At 40.7% G+C, this 21,500-nt stretch carries 17 protein-coding genes; 12 read left to right on the forward strand and 5 right to left on the reverse strand.

Annotated features, from left to right (window positions below; all coding sequences use genetic code 11):
* Positions 1–26: 26 nt before the first annotated feature.
* The gene (locus JMY05_RS00365; RefSeq protein WP_045447735.1) at positions 27–395 is read left to right on the forward strand and encodes a hypothetical protein; all 369 of its coding nucleotides are present in this window, start codon (positions 27–29) and stop codon (positions 393–395) included.
* A gap of 340 nt (positions 396–735) precedes the next feature.
* On the opposite strand, the gene JMY05_RS00370 is transcribed toward JMY05_RS00365, so the two are convergent.
* Positions 736–1,125 (reverse strand): contact-dependent growth inhibition system immunity protein, encoded by a 390-nt coding sequence (locus JMY05_RS00370; RefSeq protein WP_201613888.1) that lies wholly within the window; start codon positions 1,123–1,125, stop codon positions 736–738.
* Positions 1,126–1,593: 468 nt separating this feature from the next.
* Between JMY05_RS00370 and JMY05_RS00375 the strand changes: the two genes are divergently transcribed.
* The 11 genes from JMY05_RS00375 (at position 1,594) to JMY05_RS00420 (ending at position 16,618) form a co-directional block, all read left to right on the forward strand.
* The gene (locus JMY05_RS00375) at positions 1,594–3,954 is read left to right on the forward strand and encodes a type I restriction-modification system subunit M (RefSeq protein ID WP_201613889.1); all 2,361 of its coding nucleotides are present in this window, start codon (positions 1,594–1,596) and stop codon (positions 3,952–3,954) included.
* Positions 3,954–5,300, forward strand: coding sequence for a restriction endonuclease subunit S (locus JMY05_RS00380; RefSeq protein ID WP_201613890.1), 1,347 nt, complete (start codon positions 3,954–3,956; stop codon positions 5,298–5,300). Before JMY05_RS00375 ends, JMY05_RS00380 begins: the two co-directional genes overlap by 1 nt.
* Before the next feature lie 118 nt (positions 5,301–5,418).
* Positions 5,419–6,030 (forward strand): tetratricopeptide repeat protein, encoded by a 612-nt coding sequence (locus tag JMY05_RS00385; protein ID WP_201613891.1) that lies wholly within the window; start codon positions 5,419–5,421, stop codon positions 6,028–6,030.
* Positions 6,031–6,454: 424 nt separating this feature from the next.
* Entirely contained in the window at positions 6,455–7,186 is a 732-nt protein-coding gene (locus JMY05_RS00390) for a hypothetical protein (protein ID WP_201613893.1), read from the forward strand.
* A gap of 511 nt (positions 7,187–7,697) precedes the next feature.
* The gene (locus JMY05_RS00395; protein ID WP_045446524.1) at positions 7,698–8,450 is read left to right on the forward strand and encodes a hypothetical protein; all 753 of its coding nucleotides are present in this window, start codon (positions 7,698–7,700) and stop codon (positions 8,448–8,450) included.
* A 125-nt stretch (positions 8,451–8,575) separates the two neighbouring features.
* Positions 8,576–9,334 (forward strand): hypothetical protein, encoded by a 759-nt coding sequence (locus tag JMY05_RS00400; RefSeq protein ID WP_045446527.1) that lies wholly within the window; start codon positions 8,576–8,578, stop codon positions 9,332–9,334.
* Between the two features lie 35 nt (positions 9,335–9,369).
* Positions 9,370–9,990 carry a hypothetical protein gene (locus JMY05_RS00405; RefSeq protein ID WP_060490496.1) on the forward strand — a complete coding sequence of 207 codons (621 nt, stop codon included), beginning with the start codon at positions 9,370–9,372 and terminating at the stop codon, positions 9,988–9,990.
* Between the two features lie 34 nt (positions 9,991–10,024).
* Positions 10,025–10,147 carry a hypothetical protein gene (locus tag JMY05_RS13940; protein ID WP_265089044.1) on the forward strand — a complete coding sequence of 41 codons (123 nt, stop codon included), beginning with the start codon at positions 10,025–10,027 and terminating at the stop codon, positions 10,145–10,147.
* Positions 10,148–10,288: 141 nt separating this feature from the next.
* Positions 10,289–11,599, forward strand: a complete 1,311-nt coding sequence (locus JMY05_RS00410; protein WP_201613894.1) for a tetratricopeptide repeat protein — start codon at positions 10,289–10,291, stop codon at positions 11,597–11,599.
* 452 nt (positions 11,600–12,051) lie between these two features.
* Positions 12,052–15,327: a type I restriction endonuclease subunit R gene (locus JMY05_RS00415; RefSeq protein WP_045446533.1), complete on the forward strand. Its 3,276-nt coding sequence runs from the start codon at positions 12,052–12,054 to the stop codon at positions 15,325–15,327.
* A gap of 40 nt (positions 15,328–15,367) precedes the next feature.
* Positions 15,368–16,618 (forward strand): hypothetical protein, encoded by a 1,251-nt coding sequence (locus JMY05_RS00420; RefSeq protein WP_045446536.1) that lies wholly within the window; start codon positions 15,368–15,370, stop codon positions 16,616–16,618.
* A 1,026-nt stretch (positions 16,619–17,644) separates the two neighbouring features.
* Here the strand turns inward: JMY05_RS00420 and JMY05_RS00425 are convergent.
* The 4 genes from JMY05_RS00425 to JMY05_RS00440 are packed head-to-tail and all read right to left on the reverse strand — an operon-like array spanning position 17,645 to position 21,356.
* Entirely contained in the window at positions 17,645–20,131 is a 2,487-nt protein-coding gene (locus JMY05_RS00425) for a DUF927 domain-containing protein (protein WP_201613895.1), read from the reverse strand.
* A complete protein-coding gene (locus tag JMY05_RS00430) occupies positions 20,132–20,443 on the reverse strand; it encodes a helix-turn-helix domain-containing protein (protein ID WP_201605500.1) in 312 nt (103 codons plus the stop codon). It lies immediately after the preceding gene.
* Positions 20,444–20,446: 3 nt separating this feature from the next.
* Entirely contained in the window at positions 20,447–20,686 is a 240-nt protein-coding gene (locus JMY05_RS14035) for an AlpA family phage regulatory protein (RefSeq protein ID WP_201615303.1), read from the reverse strand.
* Entirely contained in the window at positions 20,580–21,356 is a 777-nt protein-coding gene (locus JMY05_RS00440; protein ID WP_045446542.1) for a coiled-coil domain-containing protein, read from the reverse strand. Before JMY05_RS00440 ends, JMY05_RS14035 begins: the two co-directional genes overlap by 107 nt.
* Positions 21,357–21,500: the final 144 nt, after the last annotated feature.

Here is a 21,500-nt window from a genome sequence, read left to right on the forward strand (position 1 = left end):
CTTGCTAATAATGGATATCTCTTCTAATGATAGATGGAATTTGGTGGCTTGTCATATTGTTTGCCGTTATTGCCGCTTTATGGTTGTTGGCAAAGTCACGCGGCGTAAAAGTGGGTGAGTCAATTCACAATAAATCGTCTAAAAGCGTGAAAAAACCTATTAATGACGACCTGCAAAAAACATCCGTGCTGATCAAACAGTATTTTCCTGATTATCGAGTCACACGCAAGACCAATCATTTATTGCTCAGTAAACAAGATAAAAAAATTGCAATGATTACGATGGATAAGAAAATTGCTTCAGGTCAGCGCCTGTTGGGTAACGTGCCCGTGATTAATTACCATCGTGTGCCTAACCGTGCCCAGCTAGCAGCTAATTTGCAGCAAGCAGAGTAGGCGAGTGTTATAAGCGAAATGCCTATCATATAAGAAAACTGTCTATCAATAGACGAGCACGCACGGCGAAATCCGCAAATATTTTGAGCACGGAGTTGATAGATATTCAAGATTTAGGGTAATGCTAAGGAAGGATAAAACAAATATTATAAATACGATGATTGGTGCGCTCGGCGGGAGTCAATCATTTATGGTAAGTATTTGATATTAAATAGTTTTAAGTAAATTATTAATTATATGTACAACGTTATGTACAACATTTTAATATCGTTACTCTCGGCTTATAACTTGGAAGCTTACTCATAGCTACTTACAAAATAATTATGCTGATGAAAGTCAATTATCTAATTTCAGCCATTAGCGTCTTATAAGCTGACTCAATCCATGCTTGCTCACTAGCATAACCATTTAATAATGGATCGAAATCAAAAGTATTGTTTTCAAAAACTTTTTTTGCTAAATCATTGGCCAATATATACTCGAGGTCTTGAACTAAGCTATTTAAGATATCTAGATTTTCCTTACTCGCAAAATGAATGAGAACATCTGCGTCATTCACTTTAGGATCAGAATACTCTGCCCACCAATTTTGATACAAGTAGGCATTCATCAGATATATAAATGTATTAATCACAATATTTCCCAGTACATAACATTCATGAGTGTAAGCAGTCGCATTTTTACTTTGAAAGGCGTTGGGTTTCAATCTCCAATAGCTATCTAGTTGCATTTATAGGTCGGTCACTGTGAGTAAATCTGGATTCCTTTCTAGTGTACTATCCTACATTTAAAGCCGCTACTGTAGAATGTTAATTATTCCACTTTCTGCTTCCTGAGAATTTTTCCGCTTCCAACGTCAGCTATTTATTTTATTAGCTTAGAGGTGGTTTTCCACTTTGAAATAAAGGTATAAAAAAGCGCATTTTTATTCCTGTTTTACTTGCTTCCTCATTTTCTTGCTTCCAAAAGCACTATCCAGACATTAAAAGAATTCTTTTATTTAAATAAGAATACTTTTATCCAATAAAAGCCTTAATTGCGTTTGCAAACTAGCGTTCATATCCTCTACTATCATACAATAATTTTTATAGACCGTCATAAGTCGATATATTCCATCGCAGTACGTGTTAGCCAATTTTTAAGCCTGTCATATCATCCAAAGTATTTATCCTTGCTCAACAAACAATAAGACGAACCTATGACCAAAAACTTCTCTCAAACAGCGGCTTTCATCTGGTCTGTCGCTGATCTATTACGTGGTGACTTTAAGCAATCTCAATACGGCCGCATCATCCTGCCATTTACACTACTGCGCCGCCTAGAGTGCGTATTAGCAGACACCAAAGCTGCTGTGGTGGCTGAGAGTGAGCGTATCGCTGAAAAAGGTCTGCCAGAGGAAGCACAAGAGAAGTTCATCATTCGTGCCAGCAAGCATGCGTTTTATAATACCTCGCCCATGGATTTGAGCAAGATGGGTCAAAGCGATATCAAAGATAACCTTAATACCTACGTGCAATCCTTCTCAAAAGACGCGCGTGAGATATTCGAGCACTTCAAGTTTGAAGAGTTTGTCGGTCAGCTAGCTGATGCCAACCTGCTATATAAAGTGGTGCAGAAGTTCGCCAATACCGATCTTAGCCCTGAGGCTATCTCTAATCATGAAATGGGCTTTGTCTTTGAAGAGCTGATTCGCCGCTTTGCTGAAAGCTCAAACGAAACCGCAGGGGAGCATTTTACGCCGCGCGATATCGTGCGCTTAACTACCTCGCTGGTATTTATGGAAGATGATGACGCGCTGACCAAAGATGGCATCATTCGCACCATTTATGACCCCACAGCAGGTACGGGCGGCTTCCTATCCTCTGGTATGGAATACGTGCTAGAACTGAACCCTGATGCGGTCATGCGTACCTATGGGCAAGAGCTCAACCCTGAGTCTTATGCCATCTGTAAAGCTGACATGCTGATCAAAGGGCAAGAGGTGAATAATATTAAGCTGGGCAATACTTTGTCTAGTGATCAGTTGGTCGCTGAGAAATTCGACTACATGCTGTCTAACCCGCCATTTGGGGTAGATTGGAAAAAGATATCAGGTGAGATCAAAGACGAGCACGAGCAAAAAGGCTTTGATGGTCGTTTTGGCGCTGGCTTGCCACGCGTATCTGATGGCTCGCTATTGTTCCTCATGCATCTGATTAGCAAGATGCGTCCGATTACTGATAATGCTAAAGATGCAGATAACAGCAGCAATCAGGGCAGTCGTATCGGTATTATCTTAAATGGGTCACCGCTATTCACGGGCGGCGCAGGGAGTGGAGAGAGTGAGATTCGCCGTTACATCCTTGAGGCTGATTTACTAGAGGCCATTATCGCTCTGCCTACCGATATGTTCTACAACACGGGGATCGCTACCTATGTATGGGTATTAAGCAATAAGAAAGCCGCTGAGCGTAAAGGTCACGTGCAATTGATCGATGGCAGTAACCTATACGGCAAGATGCGTAAATCACTTGGCTCTAAGCGTAATGAGATGAGCGATGATGATATCAAGACCATTATTTGTAGTTTTGGCGACTTTGAAGTGGTTGATGCGCGTGTGCTAGATAAGCCTGAAGAGATGAAGTCTAACCGTGGCCGTCAGTCTGCCAATCCTAAAGCTGAGCCTGCCAAGACCTTTGCCAGTAAGATATTTGCTACTCATGAGTTTGGCTATCGCCGTATCACCATTGAGCGTCCGCTACGTCTATCCGCTCAGCTATCTGACGATTCCATCGAAACCTTACGTTATGCCTCTAAACCGTTTGATATGGTCATGCCAGCGCTGTATGAGGCATTTGGTCGTAACTGGACGACTGACAGCTATGGCGACTTATCAGCGGTCACCTTAGAAGCGCGTGCAATGATTAAAGCCGACTTCTCTGAGCTAAAAGAAAAGCAAATTAAAGATGTGCTCGATGCCAATCTTTGGCAAGATCAGCTTGAGATCATGAATAAAACTAAAGCCTTGCAAACGGCTATTGGTAACGGTCAATTCGATGATTTCAATGAGTTTGAAAAGGTGCTCAAGCAAGCGTTAAAAGATGCTGATGCCAGTGATGATATGAGCCTTGATGCCAAAGAGAAAAAGCAGCTACTAGACGCGATCACTTGGAAAAACCCTGAGGCAGAACCCGTCATCAAAAAAGCAGTCAAGGTTGCCAATCCGCTCTATGGTGCATTTAGTTATACTGATCCTGCCAGCAAGACCAAAATAGTTGAGTTCCAAACAGACAGCGATTTACGTGATTATGAAAACGTACCGCTAAATCCTGAGGTGACCACCACTGAGTTGATTGAAAGTTACTTCGCCCGCGAAGTGCAGCCGCATGTGCCTGATGCGTGGATTAATAGCGACAAGAAAGATGCTATAGATGAAGAGATTGGCATCGTGGGCTTTGAGATACCGTTTAACCGTCATTTCTATGTGTATGAGCCACCGCGCGCGCTTGCTGATATCGATGCAGACTTGGATGCTGTTAGCAGCGAAATCATGCAGTTATTGGGTGAGGTGCATTCGTAATGGCGAAGTATCAACAATATGCAGAATATAAGGATTCAGGGGTTGAGTGGTTGGGAGAGATTCCTAAAGATTGGGGCGTTACTCATTTGAAGTTTGTAGCTTCTATAGTTGGTAGGATTGGATTTCGTGGTTATACAGTTGATGACATAGTTAATGAAGGACAAGGAGCTATAGTCTTAAGCCCTTCTAATGTACGTGATGACCAGTTTTCTTTAGAGAAAAAATCTTATCTAAGCTGGGCTAAGTATTTTGAGTCTCCTGAGATTATGGTGGAAGAGAATGATATTTTACTAGTTAAAACTGGTTCTACTTTTGGAAAATCAACAATTGTTAGAGAGGTTGGAGAACCTATGACAATCAATCCACAAATGGTGTTAATAAAGAAATCTAGTATAGATTCTAGATTCCTGAGCTATTTGTTTAATTCTTCTTTAATTAAAGCAAAAATTGAAGTAAGTAATACTGGCAGTGGAATGCCTACCATGACGCAGGAAAATATAAATAACTTTCCAATTCCTTTGCCTGCTACAAAAAGTGATATCAAAATCGCCAACTTCCTCGACCATGAAACCGCGCAAATCGATACCCTAATCGAAAAACAGCAAACTCTAATTCAACTGTTAAAAGAAAAGCGCCAAGCGGTGATCAGTCATGCCGTGACCAAAGGTTTAAACCCCGATGCCCCGATGAAAGATTCGGGCGTTGAATGGTTGGGGGAAGTGCCTGAGCATTGGGAGGTAGGTAGAGTTGGCTATTACGGACAGGTTCTTAATGGTTCAACACCAAGTAAAGCGAACTTATCTTATTGGCATCCCAAAGAAGTTGCATGGTTATCTTCTGGAGAGGTTAATCAATACTATATTGAAAGTCCAACGGATTATATTTCTTATAAAGCTCTAAAAGAGTGCTCCGTAACCTTATTGCCAGTCGGTACGTTGGTGATGGGTATGATTGGTCAAGGTAAAACACGTGGAACGTCTGCTGTGACAAAAATTGAAGCTACAATAAATCAAAACCTTGCAGCTGTTATACCCAATGAAAATTTATACTCAAACTATGCTCATCTTTTTTTTCAGGCTGCTTATAAAGAATTAAGAGAAGATGCTAGAGGTGGGAATCAAGCGGCTCTCAATTGTGAAATAATTAGAGATTTTAAAATAACGATACCTCCAATAAATGAACAAAAAGCAATATTTATTGAAGTCAATAAAATTTCAGACAAGTTCGACATCCTAATGATAAAGGCAGAACAAGCCATTCAACTTATGCAAGAACGCCGCACCGCTTTAATATCTGCTGCTGTTACGGGCAAAATTGATGTGCGGGGTTGGCGGGTGCCAGATTAGCTGTAAATAGAGATTAAACGCATATTGTATTTGATAAAAGGTTTAGCTTAAGCTTAGGAGGATAGAGAGTTTGGGATTGACCATCATTAGCGATAATTGAAAGGTAGTCAGTAAGTTTATGAGAAAGTTAATGTTAATATTATCAATATTTGGAATAAGTACAGCCCAAGTGAATGGTGCTGTCGAAAATACCTTTCAACCAAATAACACTTTGACCCACACGACTAGCAATGATTCTACTTCTGCAAGTTATGGTTCTAGTCGCAATCTCTATCGCACTAAGAGCGGTGATCATATATATACTAATGAAGAAATCAGTAAAGCGATTGATAATTTAAGTGCTCATGCAAAGCAACAAAAATATCAACTTGCCTCGCTAAATAGCCATGTATCTTATGAGAATAAATACTCTGATGCTAAGGATAGTTTGGCTGATATGAAAAAATGGGCAAACCAAGGTAATGAAGAGTACCAAGTTAAGGTTGGTATAATATATTACAAAGGTGAAGGTGTTCGTCAAGATCTTGTGCTGGCAAGAAAAATGTTTCAAAAGGCAGCAAAACAAGGAAGCATACAAGGTCAAGGGATGCTTGGATACTTTTATGAAGAAGGTTTTGGTGGTCTTAAGAGAAACCGATCTACAGCAAAGGAATGGTATGGGAAAACCTGTGATCAGGGTTTCCAAGCGGGCTGTGATGAATATAGAAGATTAAATGAGCGCGGTTATTAATGGACGCCCACACACAATAGCAGAAGTGAATAAAGTGTGGTTGATTAAAGTAAAGCAATGAGACACAACATATTCTATGGTAAGCACATAGCGTTAGATAATCGACCCAAAAGGTAGGATGATTTTTTATTATTAATGTACAATTGTTTTGTTTTTATGCTAGCATCGTCCAGCATGCTTTTATACTAAAGATGCTATAGCAAATAACATAGTATTGGTTATTTAAAAAAATAGACTGTATAAAAAGGCTAGGGCGTGTCCTCATTTTAAAAATGGGGGTAAAAATGAGATAAATTGCCGTCAAACAAGGAAAGTAGCGCAAATAATATCGAGATATTAATAAGCTAGTTGACGATGTTTGGCAAAATTTAGCCATTTTTAGTCCATTTAGATAATAATCGATTGAATTGAGGACACGCCCTAGATGATGTTTGGGTTTTTAAAATCTAAATCTGCCAAAATGGCAGGAAATGTTCAAAAACTTTTTCTTAAAAATAGTTATCATGAGGCCATTGAACTGGCTGATAACCTATATTGTCAATACATTGATAGCGAAGATTCACAAGAGCGCACCCATGCCAAAGCTGCTTTAACATGGAAAACAACAAGCCTTATTATGCTTGAAGAATATCAAGATGCTATATCAGTTTGTGAAAAAATTATTGATATTTATACTCATGGAAATCTTCCTGAAGATATTCATGATGGCTATAATAAAAAAATTATAAGAGCGGCATATACTGATAAAGCCAGAGCACTATATGGATTGAAAGAATACAATAAATCTTTAAAAATTATAGACTCAGTAGTGGATGAAGGGATTGATTGTACCGATGAATTGACAGAGGTTGCAGTAATTGAAGCATTATTATTAAAGTATGAGATTTTTAAAGAAACGGATGCGAATATTCCTGATAAATTGACAGTACTAAATAAAATATCTTTTCGTTTTCAGCTGAGTGATAACCCTAAGATTTTGGAGCAAGTTATTCCTGTCGTTAAAGACATGATGCTTATATTTATAGCACTTAAGGATATTAAAAACCTACATATTGTTCGTCGTATTCTTGAAAATATTAGTATCAGATCAAAATCTGAAGAAGTTCAAATTTATCTGTCATACATAGATAAATTTGAAGAATCGTTTAAAGAATAGAAATAGCAGTTATCGGCTATATATAATATATGGAACATACAAAAAACTTTGCCAGCACTAGCTGTATATTGCTGATATTTTGTCTGCTATATTTATATACCGTTTAACAAAAGTAAAAATAAGAAAATGCCATGAGCCGCGACGTCACTTACGAATCTGTCTTCCAAACTGATGATGTCTGTTATACCGCGCAAGGCTAGCAGTTGAATCAGTTCTCAAAAGATATTTCACGCGCTACCAATATTAAATTTAGCGGATAGAAAGGCCTAATCTTATCAATCATGATGAGATTAGGCCTTTTTTGCTTAATAACTAAGGATAGCTTTCTATGTATCTCGTCAATTGTGTATTATTTTGATACTATTGCCAAAACTAATTTTATATCAACTATAGTTAGGAAAATAATATTTTTCTAGTGCTCAATTGCTGATGCAGTCATTTGAAGCGTTCTGTGATTTATAAAGGACGACCTATATTCTAACGAATGTTTCTATACCCATAAGGATAAATAATGTTTTGGTCTGCAAAATCTAAAGCTTTAAGAATGGCAAAAAAATTATTAAAACTAAATAGACTTGGTAAGCTTGAAGCTGCTATTGAAGTAGCTGATAAGCTGTATAGCCAATATATTAATAGTGAAGATCAACAAGAACGTAGTCATGCTAGACTTGCTCTAGTAGGAAAAACGCCAGGTTTGTTCTTGCTTGGTAGATACAGAGAAGTCATAGTACACGCTGACCACACTATCAAAGTTTTTACAGATAGCAAACTATCTGAAGATATAGAAGGAGAGGTTGTATCTGATTATTATATTAGAGAGCTCAACAGAAGTAAGATAAAAGCACTCCATGCTTTAGAAGAATATGATAAAGCACTCTTACTTATAGACTCAGTTTTAGATGACTTTATTACTCACACACAGCATGGTTCAGAGTATATAACTTCTGAGATTCTATTATTAAAAGCCGATATCTTTAAAACAAAAAAATATGATATCAATGATAGGCTAGCTGTGTTTAATCAAATTATTGATCGCTATCGTAAAAGCAAAGACTTTAATGTTTTAGAAAATGTTCTACATGCTCTTACCGAGATTCTGATTGTATGTGTTGAACTTGATGACCATGAAACGGCGCTTACTATTAGTCAAACAGCTAAAGAACTTGATAGTAGGGCTGATCAAGTCAAAGTCCAAAGGATATTAACGAGTGTGGAACAGTTTGAAATGTTATTAGAGGCGAATAAAAAAGGACTAATGACCTAAGTTTTAGCATTGTAATCAGTGATGACGGGTAATAATTTGCAAGGCTGACAAGTATCTAAGTCGTCATAAATCGAGATTAATCGCATTACTTCATGTTTGAGGAAATTGACAAAAGGGCTTACTTTATGAAAGCAATGACCATAGCTGCCATCTTTGTCTCAATGACAGTCACCACTATCGCCCAAGCCGAAGTCTACAAATGGCAAGATGATTTATGCGATATGCAAGGCGAGTTCGATAATAAAAAGTATAGCGCCAAGCAAATCAAAAATTCCCATCTCGTATTGGATCGTTTAACCAGATTAAATCTGGAAAGCTTCTCTTCACCCATGAGTGTTGATGCGCTAGATAAACTATCTATGAAAGACTTAGATGTCTCGACCGAAGAGTATAAGCAAGTAAAGCGTGATACTGAGCGTCTTGATGTTGTACCTGAAGCGAAAGGCTATAAACGAAACTTACTCAAAACGATTGACGCAGAGTATGAAAAAGATCGATTAGTCATTTTAGGCTATCTAAACCCTAGTGAAGCCCTCAAACAAAGCCCTCAGATGTGTAAAAACTATATTGAACCTTTCATGCAGAACGAAGCGGCGGTGCAAAATAGATGGAAACAGTTTGTTGAAGAGCAAATTCTGGAAACAAGCGAGTATGGGGCTGATGAACTAGAACGATATCGTAAAATTGCGACCCAGCGCTATCAGGAAGAAAAGGTAAGTAACTCTGCTAAGTATGCCAGAATAAACTTGATAACTTTTGGCTTTGGTAATTGCGTGAATGATCAGGTTTATCATGCTGACTCTGAAAAAGTCTTTAAAGACTCTCAAGCGCTGAATAAGACGTTATTTGGTAAGAGCCTGACGATGGTGTGTGAGGAACCGTAGAGTTGGTTTAAGCGTATCAAAAAATAGAGTGAGCTATGAAAAATAATGTCATAAAATATCGCAAAATAAGAGGCCTGAACCGCCGTAAGCGCGCTATTGAAAAATGGGGCGAAGCTAATAAAGTTCTTGATGTTGATCTGTTAAATCAAGAAAAGCGAGATTACGTTAAGTTTTTGGTAGCTCCATGGTCACGCTTGTCTTTGATTAATAGTATCTATCCTGAGCCAATGGGCGACTGTGAATATCTATTGATTAAAAATGTGCAAAATATCTATCAGTCATGGAAAGATTCGCTAGAAAAGTTGCAAACCCCGTATTATTTACAAATCTGGTTATTTGAAACGTACATCAGTCGCTCACAAGTAGTTTGTGCGATAGAGGATTACAAAGACTTTTATCAAAATACGTTTGAGCCAATAGATGAGCAGCCCGAAAATGGTATTCAAAGCTCTATTCACTATAATTCAAAAACCGCTGAATACTTAGATCATTTTGAATGGAAACTTTATCGAAGGCTTGACTATTATGATATGGCTGATGAAGAAGATGTAGAGATGTTGCAAGACATTGACCCTATTAGATTTTTAAGAAAAGAAAGCATTGAAGGGCAGGAGCAACAGATCGTTGAAATCGATAAAGTGTGGTTGATCTCATAAGCCCAATTCATAACTTAATAATAAGAATCTCACCATGACTCAGACAAGTACTGCTATTAACGCGCATAACATCACTTACGAATCTGTCTTTCAAGCCGATATTGTCAGCCAAATGCAGGCGCAAGGTTGGCAGTTGAGTCATGCCAGCGGTTTATGACTATAGTATTAAGCAACGGGAATGCCCTTATACAATAACTTGATATAAATAAAATACCCTATATCCATTCCGCCCTAATATGTAGAGGACAAAATGAAAGTGTCAATCGTACCGCTAAGAATCAGACACAAAGTAATAGCTTTGAGCGCTGCTTTAGCGCTATCGTTATCCGCGCATGCAACCAGTTTTAGCAGTACCAAAGCGCTGGCGGAACAAGGTCATGCCGCCGCTCAATATAGCATGGGCGCGATGTATGAGATGGGCGATGGTGTGCCCCAAGACCCTAATAAAGCGGTAGCGTGGTATAAAAAAGCCGCTGATCAGGGCGTGGCGGCAGCGCAATACGATATGGGCGCGATATATATGACAGGCGAGTATGTGCCGCAGGATTATGCTACCGGCGCAGAATGGTTCCAAAAGGCTGCCAATCAAGGCGACAGCATAGCGCAATATAATCTTGGCGCGATGTATCAAGAAGGCTTAGGGGTAGAGCAAGATTATGCCAAGTCGCTCGCATGGTTCGAGAAATCTGCCAATCAAGAGGAGCCATTCGCGCAATATAGCATGGGCGCGGTGTACCAAGAAGGACTGGGCGTGACGCCTGACTATGCCAAAGCGGTCGAGTGGTATCAACGCGCCGCCGCACAAGATAATGTGATGGCGCAGTACAGTTTGGGCTTGTTGTATCAAAGCGGCATTGGGGTCGATCAGGATTTTACCAAAGCCTATGACTGGTATCAAAAAGCCATTGAGCAAGGAGATCTTGACGCTCACAATAACATCGGCGTGATGTATGAAGCAGGCTTAGGCGTGACGCAAGACTATAGCGAAGCAGCCAAATGGTATCAAAAGGCTGCCGATCAAGGACATGCAATTGCCCAAAACAATATTGGACAGTTTTATATAAAAGGCTTAGGTGTGACGCAGGATTATACCAAAGCACTGTATTGGCTACGAAAAGCCGCCGCGCAAGGTGAGGATTTGGCGCAAAATAATTTAGGCTATATGTATGAGAACGGTAATGGGGTTGCGCGTGATTATGCCGAGGCTTTTAAATGGTATGAAAAGTCTGCCAACCATGGCAATGCATTGGGTATGGGCGGTTTGGGCTGGGCATACTATAGTGGTCAAGGCGTTGAGCAAAACTATGTTAAAGCCTTTGAGTGGTCACAACAATCTGCCAATCAAGGTGAAGCTGCTGGTCTAAACAACCTTGCTGTGATGTACTTAGAGGGCAATGGCGTACCGAAAAATTATGCCCGCGCCATGACGTTATTTAAACAAGCTGCCGCCCAAAATCATCCGTTCGCCCCGCGTAATCTGGGGCTGATGTATATGAAGGCGCAAGGGGTAAAGCAAGACAACGTGCAGGCTAAGGAATGGTTTGATAAAGGCTGTGGCAATGGCGACTTGCAATCATGTCTTGGCTCTAAACTGTTAAATATGCCTTAAAATGACTTCCGCATATTAATAGATATAATTATGAATCATCCCGATCCAATTACTAAGTGCTACAAGCAGCTATTCTGGGCGCTCATTTATAGCCCTATTATTGCTTATCTAATAAATGCTTACTTAACTTACAGCGGGTACAAAAAGCACGACTCGAATTATACTGTTTCTTTAGAGTTTTTTAGTAGTACCGCTAAGTATATGCTGGACGATATTACCATTACTTTAATGTTCCTTTGGATTCCCTATGTTTGGATTGTAATTATTCCTTATCTGTTTATTTCTTATAAGGCACTTACTTCCAAAAGAGCAGTCGCTGAGAAATATAGAACGCTACTATTAACGTTTCTGCTAGTGCTGCTTTTTATATTTGCTAGAGAGTATTCAGACCTTATAGCGCTTTCGACCTAATTATTTTAAGCAAAATAATAATAAAACTAAACGGACTTAACATGACCAACGCCCACGATATCGCTTACGAATCTGTCTTCCAAGCCGATATCATCGACCAGATGCAGGCACATGGCTGGCAATTGGGTCATGCCAGCGGCTATCAGGCAGAGACTGCGCTGTATGAGCAAGATGTGCTGGACTTTGTGCAGACGACCCAGCCACAAGAGTGGGAGAAGTTCTGCCGCACTTTTCCTATCGACTCTGAACGCCACTTTATCACAGCATTGGTTAAGCAGCTGAATAAAGCGGATGAGAATGCAACTGATAAAGCCTCGCGCACCTATGGCACCTTAGGCGTATTGCGTCATGATCTCAAGATCCGTAACGCGCGCTTCTCTTTATGCCAGTTTAAGCCTGAGCATAGCCTCAATCCTGAAATTATGGCACGCTATGAGGCCAATATCTGCCGTGTCGTTCCTGAGGTGGTGTATAGCCCGCATGCTAGTTTAAAAGACAGCACTGACGGCAAGGTCGCTAAGCGTAACCGTATTGACGTGGTTTTATTCGTCAATGGCTTACCCGTGACGACGATGGAGCTAAAGTCTGAGTTTAAGCAATCGGTACAAAACGCTATTAGCCAGTATAAGAAGACACGCCTGCCAAAAGACCCTGATACTAAAAAACCTGAGCCGTTGCTAATGTTTAAGCGTGGCGCATTGGTGCACTTTGCCGTCAGTCAGTATGAAGTCTATATGACAACCAAGCTGGCAGGTAACAGCACCTACTTTTTACCCTTTAATAAAGGCACTAAAGATGGCGGCGCGGGCAATGATACGCCTAGCGATAGCAGCCGTTATGCCACCGATTACCTCTGGAACGAGGTGCTCACGCCAGAGAACTTGCTATCGATCCTTGGGCATTTTATGCACTTGCAGATAGAGGAAGAAGAAGACGCAATTGGTCGTAAGTCTAAAAAAGAAACTATGATGTTTCCGCGCTATCATCAGTGGGATGTGGTGACCAAATTGGTCAATGCGGCCATTACTGAGGGCGCTGGGCAAAAGTATTTGATTCAGCATAGTGCAGGGTCAGGCAAGTCCAACTCTATCGCATGGACAGCGCATCAGCTATCGACCCTATATAACAGTGACGGTGATAAGCAGTTTCATTCAGTGATTGTTATTACTGACCGTACCGTACTTGATGACCAGCTTCAAGAGACCATCTATCAGTTTGAACATGCCGATGGCGTGGTGGGCAAGATTAATAGAAAAGAGGGTGATGGCTCAAAGTCTGAACAGCTAGCTAGCGCACTGGTGAACTCACAGCCAATTATCATTGTGACTATTCAAACCTTTCCCTTCGTGCTCAAAGCGATTGAAGATTCAAGTGTGCTCAAGTCACGCCGTTATGCCATCATTGCCGATGAAGCGCATTCCTCACAGACAGGCTCAACGGCACGCCAGCTCAAAGAAGTACTGATCTCTGGTGAGATAGAGATTGATACCGAGAAGCAAGCAGATGATGAAAAGCCGCTCTCTAGTGAAGATATGCTCGATAACGTCATTGCCGCACGCCGCAGCAGTCCTAATCTCAGCTACTATGCCTTTACTGCCACGCCTAAGCCGAAAACCATCGAGCTGTTTGGACGTCTGCCTAATCCTGATTTGCCAGCCTCAAAAGATAACCTGCCAGCCGCTTATCATGTCTATTCCATGCGCCAAGCCATTGAAGAAAGCTTTATCCTAGATGTGCTAAAAAACTACACCAACTATAAAGTGGTCTATCAGCTCAAGCAAAAGCTTGCCGCTGCTGATGACGAAGTCGATGCTCGCCGCGCCAAGATTAAGCTCAATAATTGGGTACGCTTGCATGAGCATAATATCGCCCAGAAAGTGAAGATCATCATTGAGCACTTTAATGACAACATCAAAGGCTTACTTGGTGGCCAAGCCAAAGCGATGGTGGTGACCGGTTCACGTAAAGAGGCGGTACGCTACAAGCTCGTCTTTGATAACTATATCGCTGAGTACGGCTATAGAAACATCAATGCCATGGTCGCGTTCTCAGGGGAAGTGACCTTCAATGACAATGACCCTGACAGCGGCGCATTACTTGGTGAGAAGTTTACTGAGCACAATATGAATATTGGCCTAAAAGGCCGCGACCTACGTAAAGCTTTTGACAGTGATGACTATCAGGTGATGTTAGTGGCTAATAAGTTCCAGACAGGCTTTGATCAGCCCAAGCTATGCGCCATGTACGTTGATAAGAAGCTAACGGGTGTGGACTGCGTACAGACCTTATCGCGCTTAAACCGTACTTATAAAGGTAAAGCTGAGAGTGGCACGTTTGTGCTCGACTTCTTTAATGACCCACAAGATATTTTAGAGGCCTTCCAGCCATATTATGAGACTGCAACCTTAGCGGATGTGTCTGACCCTGATCAGGTGTTTGACCTTTATGAGAAATTGCGAGCATCTCAAATTTTCTTATGGCACGAGGTCGAGCAATTCGTTGAGGCCTTCTACAGCAAGAACAAGTCTAACGCCGCCATCAGTAATATCTGCAAGCCAGCGGTTGAGCGTTGGCAGAAGCGCTACAGCCAAGCACGTGAACAAGCACAGCATGCCAAAGTGATGCTAGAGCGTACCAAGGCCACGGGCGATGTGGTACTGATGACTAATGCTGAGAATGACTACAAAGGTTTTAGGGCCGATCAAGACGCGCTGGAAATATTTAAAAAGGACTTAGGCACCTTTACCCGCCAATATGAGTTTATGTCGCAGATTGTGGACTATGACGACAAAGAGCTAGAGAAATTGAGCCTATACGCGCGTAACTTACAGCCGCTATTACGTGAAAGCGTGGACAACGAAGATGAGGTTGATCTAAGTAACATCGTTATGAGTCATTACCGCGTCTCAAAGCTGCATCAGCAAGACTTAAAGCTACAAGAGGGCAAGTCTGAGTATCAACTAGATGGTGGCAGTGGAGCGGGCACGGCCACGCCTAAAGACAAACAAGAAGCACTGCTATCACAGATTATTGATAGATTAAACGAGGTTTTTGCTGGTGAGGATTTTACCGATAAGGACAAAGTGAACTTTATGAATACTATTTGGAATAAGGTCACTGAGAATGAGCTCGTGGTCAAACAGTTTACCAATAATAGTGTTGATCAGATTATGCTGGGTGGTTATCCAAACGCTGCCGAGGACGCTATGTTTGATGCAAAGGGTACGTTTGAAGACATGACTATGCATCTACTGTCTAACCCGAATCAGTTTAAGCAGTTTATTCGATTGATGCTCGATACGAAGCTGGGTGCTTAAGTTTTAGGATAGGTTATACAGAGAGTAAAGGGTACATAGTATGACGGATAAGAATATTAACCTTTGTGATACTGAAGATGAGAAATTGCGTTATAACATCAGTATGCTACCGTCCTCGCTTCTTTTGAAGAAAGGTATGCCTGAAGGCAAAGCTTTAATGAGGAAGTTGACAAAAGAGCTGTCTAAAATACCTAGAAAGCAGAAAGTTCAGGTTGCAGATATATTTAATAACTTAGCTACGACGCAGGAAAAAGGAAGTATTAAACCAGAAGATATAAGCTTAGAAGAAGGAGAGCTATCCAAACATCCTTATGAGTCATTAGTACGTACGCTGCTTGGTGCTGAAGAATCAACCCACTTACTTGAGCATGCCAAGATTGTAGATGACAGTTTGAGTCAGAAATTTAATAGTAAGCTTATTATAAATTTTAAGACTTACTTATTTAAGACTTTTAACTATGAAGATGAGGCGCTTAATATAAACATGCCAATAGGGGATTTCTATTCGTTTATAGTGCTTAGCTTTATCGCTAATCTTGATGCTCTAGTTCATGCAGCTTTTTATTCAAAAGATATTAGGCCGATTAGTCTGGGCTGGTTGTTTATGCATAAACGAGATCCAGATAAATGGGAATATGACACAGTAACTTCAAAATACAAGCTAACTAACAAAAATGGTAATCCTTTCACTTGCACCTCACGATCGTTCATACACTTTATATTAACAGATCTTTATTTTTATAGTAGCGAGAAAACTAAACAAGTCCGTAAAAAAACAAAGCCCAAAGAAATGCCAAAAGGTCATTATGGTCTTCGAAATGAGATTAATTGGAGAACGGATGATGAAGATGGTCAGTTGTATAGTTTTTTAGATAGAAAAAGCGAACGTGATAGTAAGAAAAACTGGATTAGTCTTGAAGAGTTTTATTGGTTGTTGGGTATGGAAGAGTCTCTAGAAGATGAGCCTGACAAAGCATTAGTTAGTTTCCAGAAATCGTTTGTAAGATATATAAAAAATGAAGATATAAATGAACTTGGTGGACTTCCTCCTACTGCTGAAGGTATGACTTGGTTCATATATGCTTTCTTTCAAAGTATTTATGAGCACACGGATAAACTCAACAAGCAGACCAAAAAACAACATTGTGTTATCTGTGATGAGTATTATGGATTGTGGGAATCAATGACGGCCAAGTACGAGAAGATGATCAGTGAGCATGTAAACAATCCACGGGTCGAATGGCCGGATTATTTGAAGAAACAAGCCACACATATTGAACGTATGGCTTGAATATAACTGGTAATTACCAGCTAGCTACCTATTTGCTTGATGGGTTATTGTCACGGCCGCCACCTGATGGGTTGCCTGTTGTGCTCGGCCAGCCTGCGCCTTGACCACCATTGTTCATATGAATTTTCATAGTTGTTACTCCGTTAAGTGTTTAGGTTATATAGTCAGTTGCTTACTGCCTACAACCAATATATTAACGGTTCACAAAAATTGAATCTCCCCCAAAAATAAGGATTTTGGTCAAAAGTTATACAGTTGGTTAAATACTATTAAAAATGGGTAGGATCACATAAAAAATGATACTGCTCTCACTGCCAAATCCGAATCGCTATTTGAAATTAAATAGACTTATGTTTTATATTAAGTTAGGTGTTTGGACGTGAATCAGGTTTTTTGACGAGGCTTTTAGGCGTTGTGCAAGATGATGAATAAATCGATTTTCCCAAAATTTTTTGTTTCCGTTTCCTCTGATTTTTCCATCTTTGTTTCCATAAAGGGGCTTGATTTATTTGGTCTAAGAGTCAATTTTTCTTGTTTCCATTTTACTTGGAGATAGGGCATCTTGTTTCCATTTTTTCCTGTTTACTGCGTTTTGTTTCCAAGTCTGTTTCCATATATTTGGTAAAATTCTTAAGAGAAACAGAGAGAAAATAACAATTTTGTACTTATGTATTTGATATTTTAGCTAAAAAAAGTTGGGTTTAATGGCATGTAACTCTTGGGTTTAGAATACAGTTCAGCCATCTCACAACCTATAATGATAATCTAAAAAATTTACCATATTACTTAGTAGAGGGGTTTTGTTATCAGAATAGTTTATAAAGCTTCCTGATTTTTCTATGCTTCGCTATTTTACTTGGGACAAACGGGACAAACGGGACAGACGGGACAGCGCTTAATTGGTATAGCTTACAGCCGTCCCGTCCCGATTTTTAGCAATGGGACAGACGGGACAGAAAAGCCAAAATATAAAATCCTGTCCCGTTCGACCCGTTATGGTTTCTAGCAGTGGGACAGCGAAATCCTTTAATACATATGGCCTGTCCCGTTCCTCCCGTCTGTCCCGTTCTTTTTCATAGGTTCACAAGAAAGTATGTTAGCAGTAACCGCGTAAACAGACGGGCGATGCTTACCATTAAATAAAGTATCAGGCGTTTTATAGATTTTACGATCACCTTGATTGAGCAGTAGTAGGTCGGCTTCCTCTAATACTTGTAATACTTTCTTTTTACTAAAAGGCGCACATACGCTATCAAAAGTTTCTTTAGAAAAATAATAATCCCCCGTGTCCATATTGCGATAGCCTATACGGTTTGGTGTCCTCTCTTCAAAGTTTAAGCGCGTGTTTTTATAGCAAGGCTGAAAGCGACTTGATCCATGCTGTTCAATAAATGCCTTGATATGCTCTATGATTTGGCGCTGCTCATGCTCACCATCACGCCCATAGTTATCAAGCCAATTATCTAAACATGTCATCACGGCTGTGGTTGCTTGTCCTACTTGCCAGCCTGTTATACCTGCACTTGTGGCCAGCTCTCCAGCTGCGCTTACGATAGCGAACCGTTTAGCCACTCTATGCGCCTGTGCTTTCAAGTCGCTGTACTGACTCATAAAGTCACTGATAAGCTGTTTAGCGGTGGCGGTGGTCGCTGTTTTGTCAGTGGTGATATGTTCTAGCCATGCGATACCTGCTACACCATGATAAGCGTGTGATAACTCGTTGATCTTGTCGGCTTGGGCTTCGCTGGTGTCTGCCAGTACCAAACTGTCAAAGGTTTTCAACCCCTTGCCAGCATCAGCATCAATATGCGCCACTCGAACCTCAATACCTGCATTGGTTTTCTGCCCTGCTTGTGCCATGAAGTTCTGTAGCGACTCCTCACCATTAGATAAAAAGATAATGCGCCACTCTTTGGCTTTTCGGTTATGTCCTGTGGTAGTGCTTCTACCTTTACCGTGACCATTAGCCAGCATGTAAACGGTTTTGCCTACTATTTTTGGGTCACATTCGCTGATCTCATCAAGTGGCAGAAAACTGTCGTTGTGCTCGCTTGCTGTGCCCTCTAGGGCGTTATCAGTGCTGCGCCATGTTTTAACATACCTGTCAGGGTTGCCCCATACACTAGCAGCCAATTTAAGCGATAATGACTTGCCCATGCTTGATGAACCTAAGAGGTGAAAACCGCCCCCGTCATACTCTAATAACTCCAGTAATTGACCAGCGAACGCGCAAGCAATAGAGAAAACGAATCGGCTTTGTTCGGCTAGTGGTTTGCATAAGTTATCACGCCACTGGGCTAACGCGCCTTGCTGGGTTAGGGTGCTGTTAATACTGTTTGCAGACTGATAGACGATTAACTGCTTACCATCGCTACCTATGGCTCTGTCAGGTAATATATATTGCTTATCGTGCCAGCCCAGCTTATCCACGCATAACGCCCGTTTGTGAATAGGGTAGTTTTGAATATAGGTGTCTAAGTAATTGCGCTGTTTGGGGTTGGTGGTAATGTTCAAGCCTTGACTGGCTAACTCTTTGCGGTATTCACGGGCATCACCTTGCAGTAGTGCTAAAGGCATTGACCACGTATGGGGCACACCATCATCATCACGCCATTGTAATAACCGCCCCCATGTGGTGCTACCTGTGTCCCTTGTCTTAGCGATAACCTCTATCGGTGAACAAACAAACGCCTTAGACTTGAACGTAATATTTGCTGGGTCATCATCATTATATTTCACGAAAAATAACCCATCGTGGTATAGCTCAAAACGCCCATCACTATAGATCATCGGTTCATTCAGCTGGGGATCATCACGCCATTCAGGATAGTAGGCAGTATCTTGCAAATTGATAAGCTGGGTGTCACTGTCTGCCAGTATCGCTTCATAGCTGTCATGTTGTAGCATCGTGACGATATGAGCCACCGTAACCAATGCTTGAGCCTTTACACCTGCCAGCTGGTTCATCAAGCCTTTATCGTCAAGTGTCATCGGTACAGTGACTTGTGATCCACTGCTCCAGTGCTGCACCATCTTTTTAAGGCATTGCTTTGTTTTGTGAGGGCTAATGATGATCGTCTTATCACTAGCCATTAGGTGCATATAAACATCAATACCGCTATCAGCGTCATTAAAGGCTATCACCTCATTGGCTTTGTTTGGCTCACCAATGACGATAGCGCCATAACCTGTAGGATCAATGACAATAGGCTTTGCTTTGCTGTTTGGTGTGTAGAATACCGCGCCTACTGTATCGCCTTGCTTGTCGGTGATTGCTATGGCTATCGTGTTGGCTGTGGGTTCGGTTTTGCCAATTTGTTCACCATGATATATAGTGGTGTCGTCTGTAGAAAATAGCAGCCGTTCAGGTTCTAATATGTCACAGATTTTGATTAAAAAAGTATCGCCTACCAGTTGCTCCTGCGTGGCTGGTTTGCAGCCTTGTAATATAGTGTCAGCGCCCGTGTTCACAGCACGGGTTTTTTCATGTATATCTGTTAAGGTAGTATTCATCTAGTCCCCCTCGTAGACGATTGGGCATAAAGGGGTATCACCTGCCTTGAGTGTGCCTTGCGTATTGTGGTCATTATTAGTTATGGTGACGGTTTGTTCTATCCAATACGATTTGTATCGCTTACCATTTTTTTTAATCATTTCATCTTGAATGACTATACCTTTGGCTCGTAATTCACTAATGCGTTTCAAGCAACAAGTCATGCCGTACTGGTCATAAGCCTCCATATTTGAAAGCCTTTTACCTGCCAGCAAATGATTAAGTATTATTTGGCTATAAGTTTTCTTGGTAGATTGCTTTGAGGTGGTCATAGTTTATACCTCGCCGCTATTAGTAGTGTTGTGGCTATCTAGCCAGCTATTTATATCAGACAAGCGCCATAGGCTGGCACGCCCAATTTTGATCGGAGCGGGGAATTTATTTTCATTAATCAGATGATAGATATGCTTAGCAGAAAAACCAGTGATACCGCGTGTGGCGGCTTTGGAGGTGATAGCACGTTGCTGACCTGATCTGGTCGTAATTGGTATTAGTTGGCCTATCTGCTTGGTTATTTAATTGGTCATTGAGTTTATTTATGTCTTGCTCTTGCTGTTTGATCAGGCTATTAGCGATTGCGAGTTCTTCAAGCTGCTGTGTCAGGCTAGCGTTTTCAGACTTTAGTTTTTCGTTCTCGGACTCTAATTTTTCGATTTTAGACTCTGCTGCTTCCATTTTGATTTCATTCTCCATAGTCTTAGTCCGCTTTTTATTTAAATGCTCTTCTAAGTCTACCTTGAGCACACCGAATTTATTACTCTCAACCTCTATACGAGCGTGATAGCCGAACAGTGGTGAACGTCCACCAGTTTTAAATGAAATGATATCACCCTCTTTAGGTTCGAGATTATCAATTGGATTACTATCTATATCGAGTGGGTTCAAACGATAAATTCTAGCTCTCTCTATTACTATCTTCTCTAGAAAACCTTTAAAAATTAAAATGGCTTCGACGTTGTTTTCGATACTAAAGTAACCTTGTAATTGTTTGTGGTGCGGCTGATATTTGCCTTCACTTCTAAATTCCCATGTTACCCATCCTTTATATTCAAAAACTATTGGTATATTTCTTTCCTCTATAAATTTGATGACTTTACCTTGATTGAAGTTTCTTTCTGTCTTTTTATTTAAATACTCAACCACTTCGTCAATATCCATTAAATGACTATATTCGTCCATAACCATGCCTCTACACCTATAAATAAGAAAGACGCAAAGCATTAACAGCTAAGAGTACGGTTGCTATCATTCGGATTGTTAATCCTAGCCTTGCGATTTGATATGACAGCGATTGAGGCTATCAAGTCCGACTTTTCAGTCTAATACTGA

The organism is Psychrobacter sp. JCM 18902 (assembly GCF_904846615.1).
Classification (GTDB): Bacteria; Pseudomonadota; Gammaproteobacteria; order Pseudomonadales; family Moraxellaceae; genus Psychrobacter.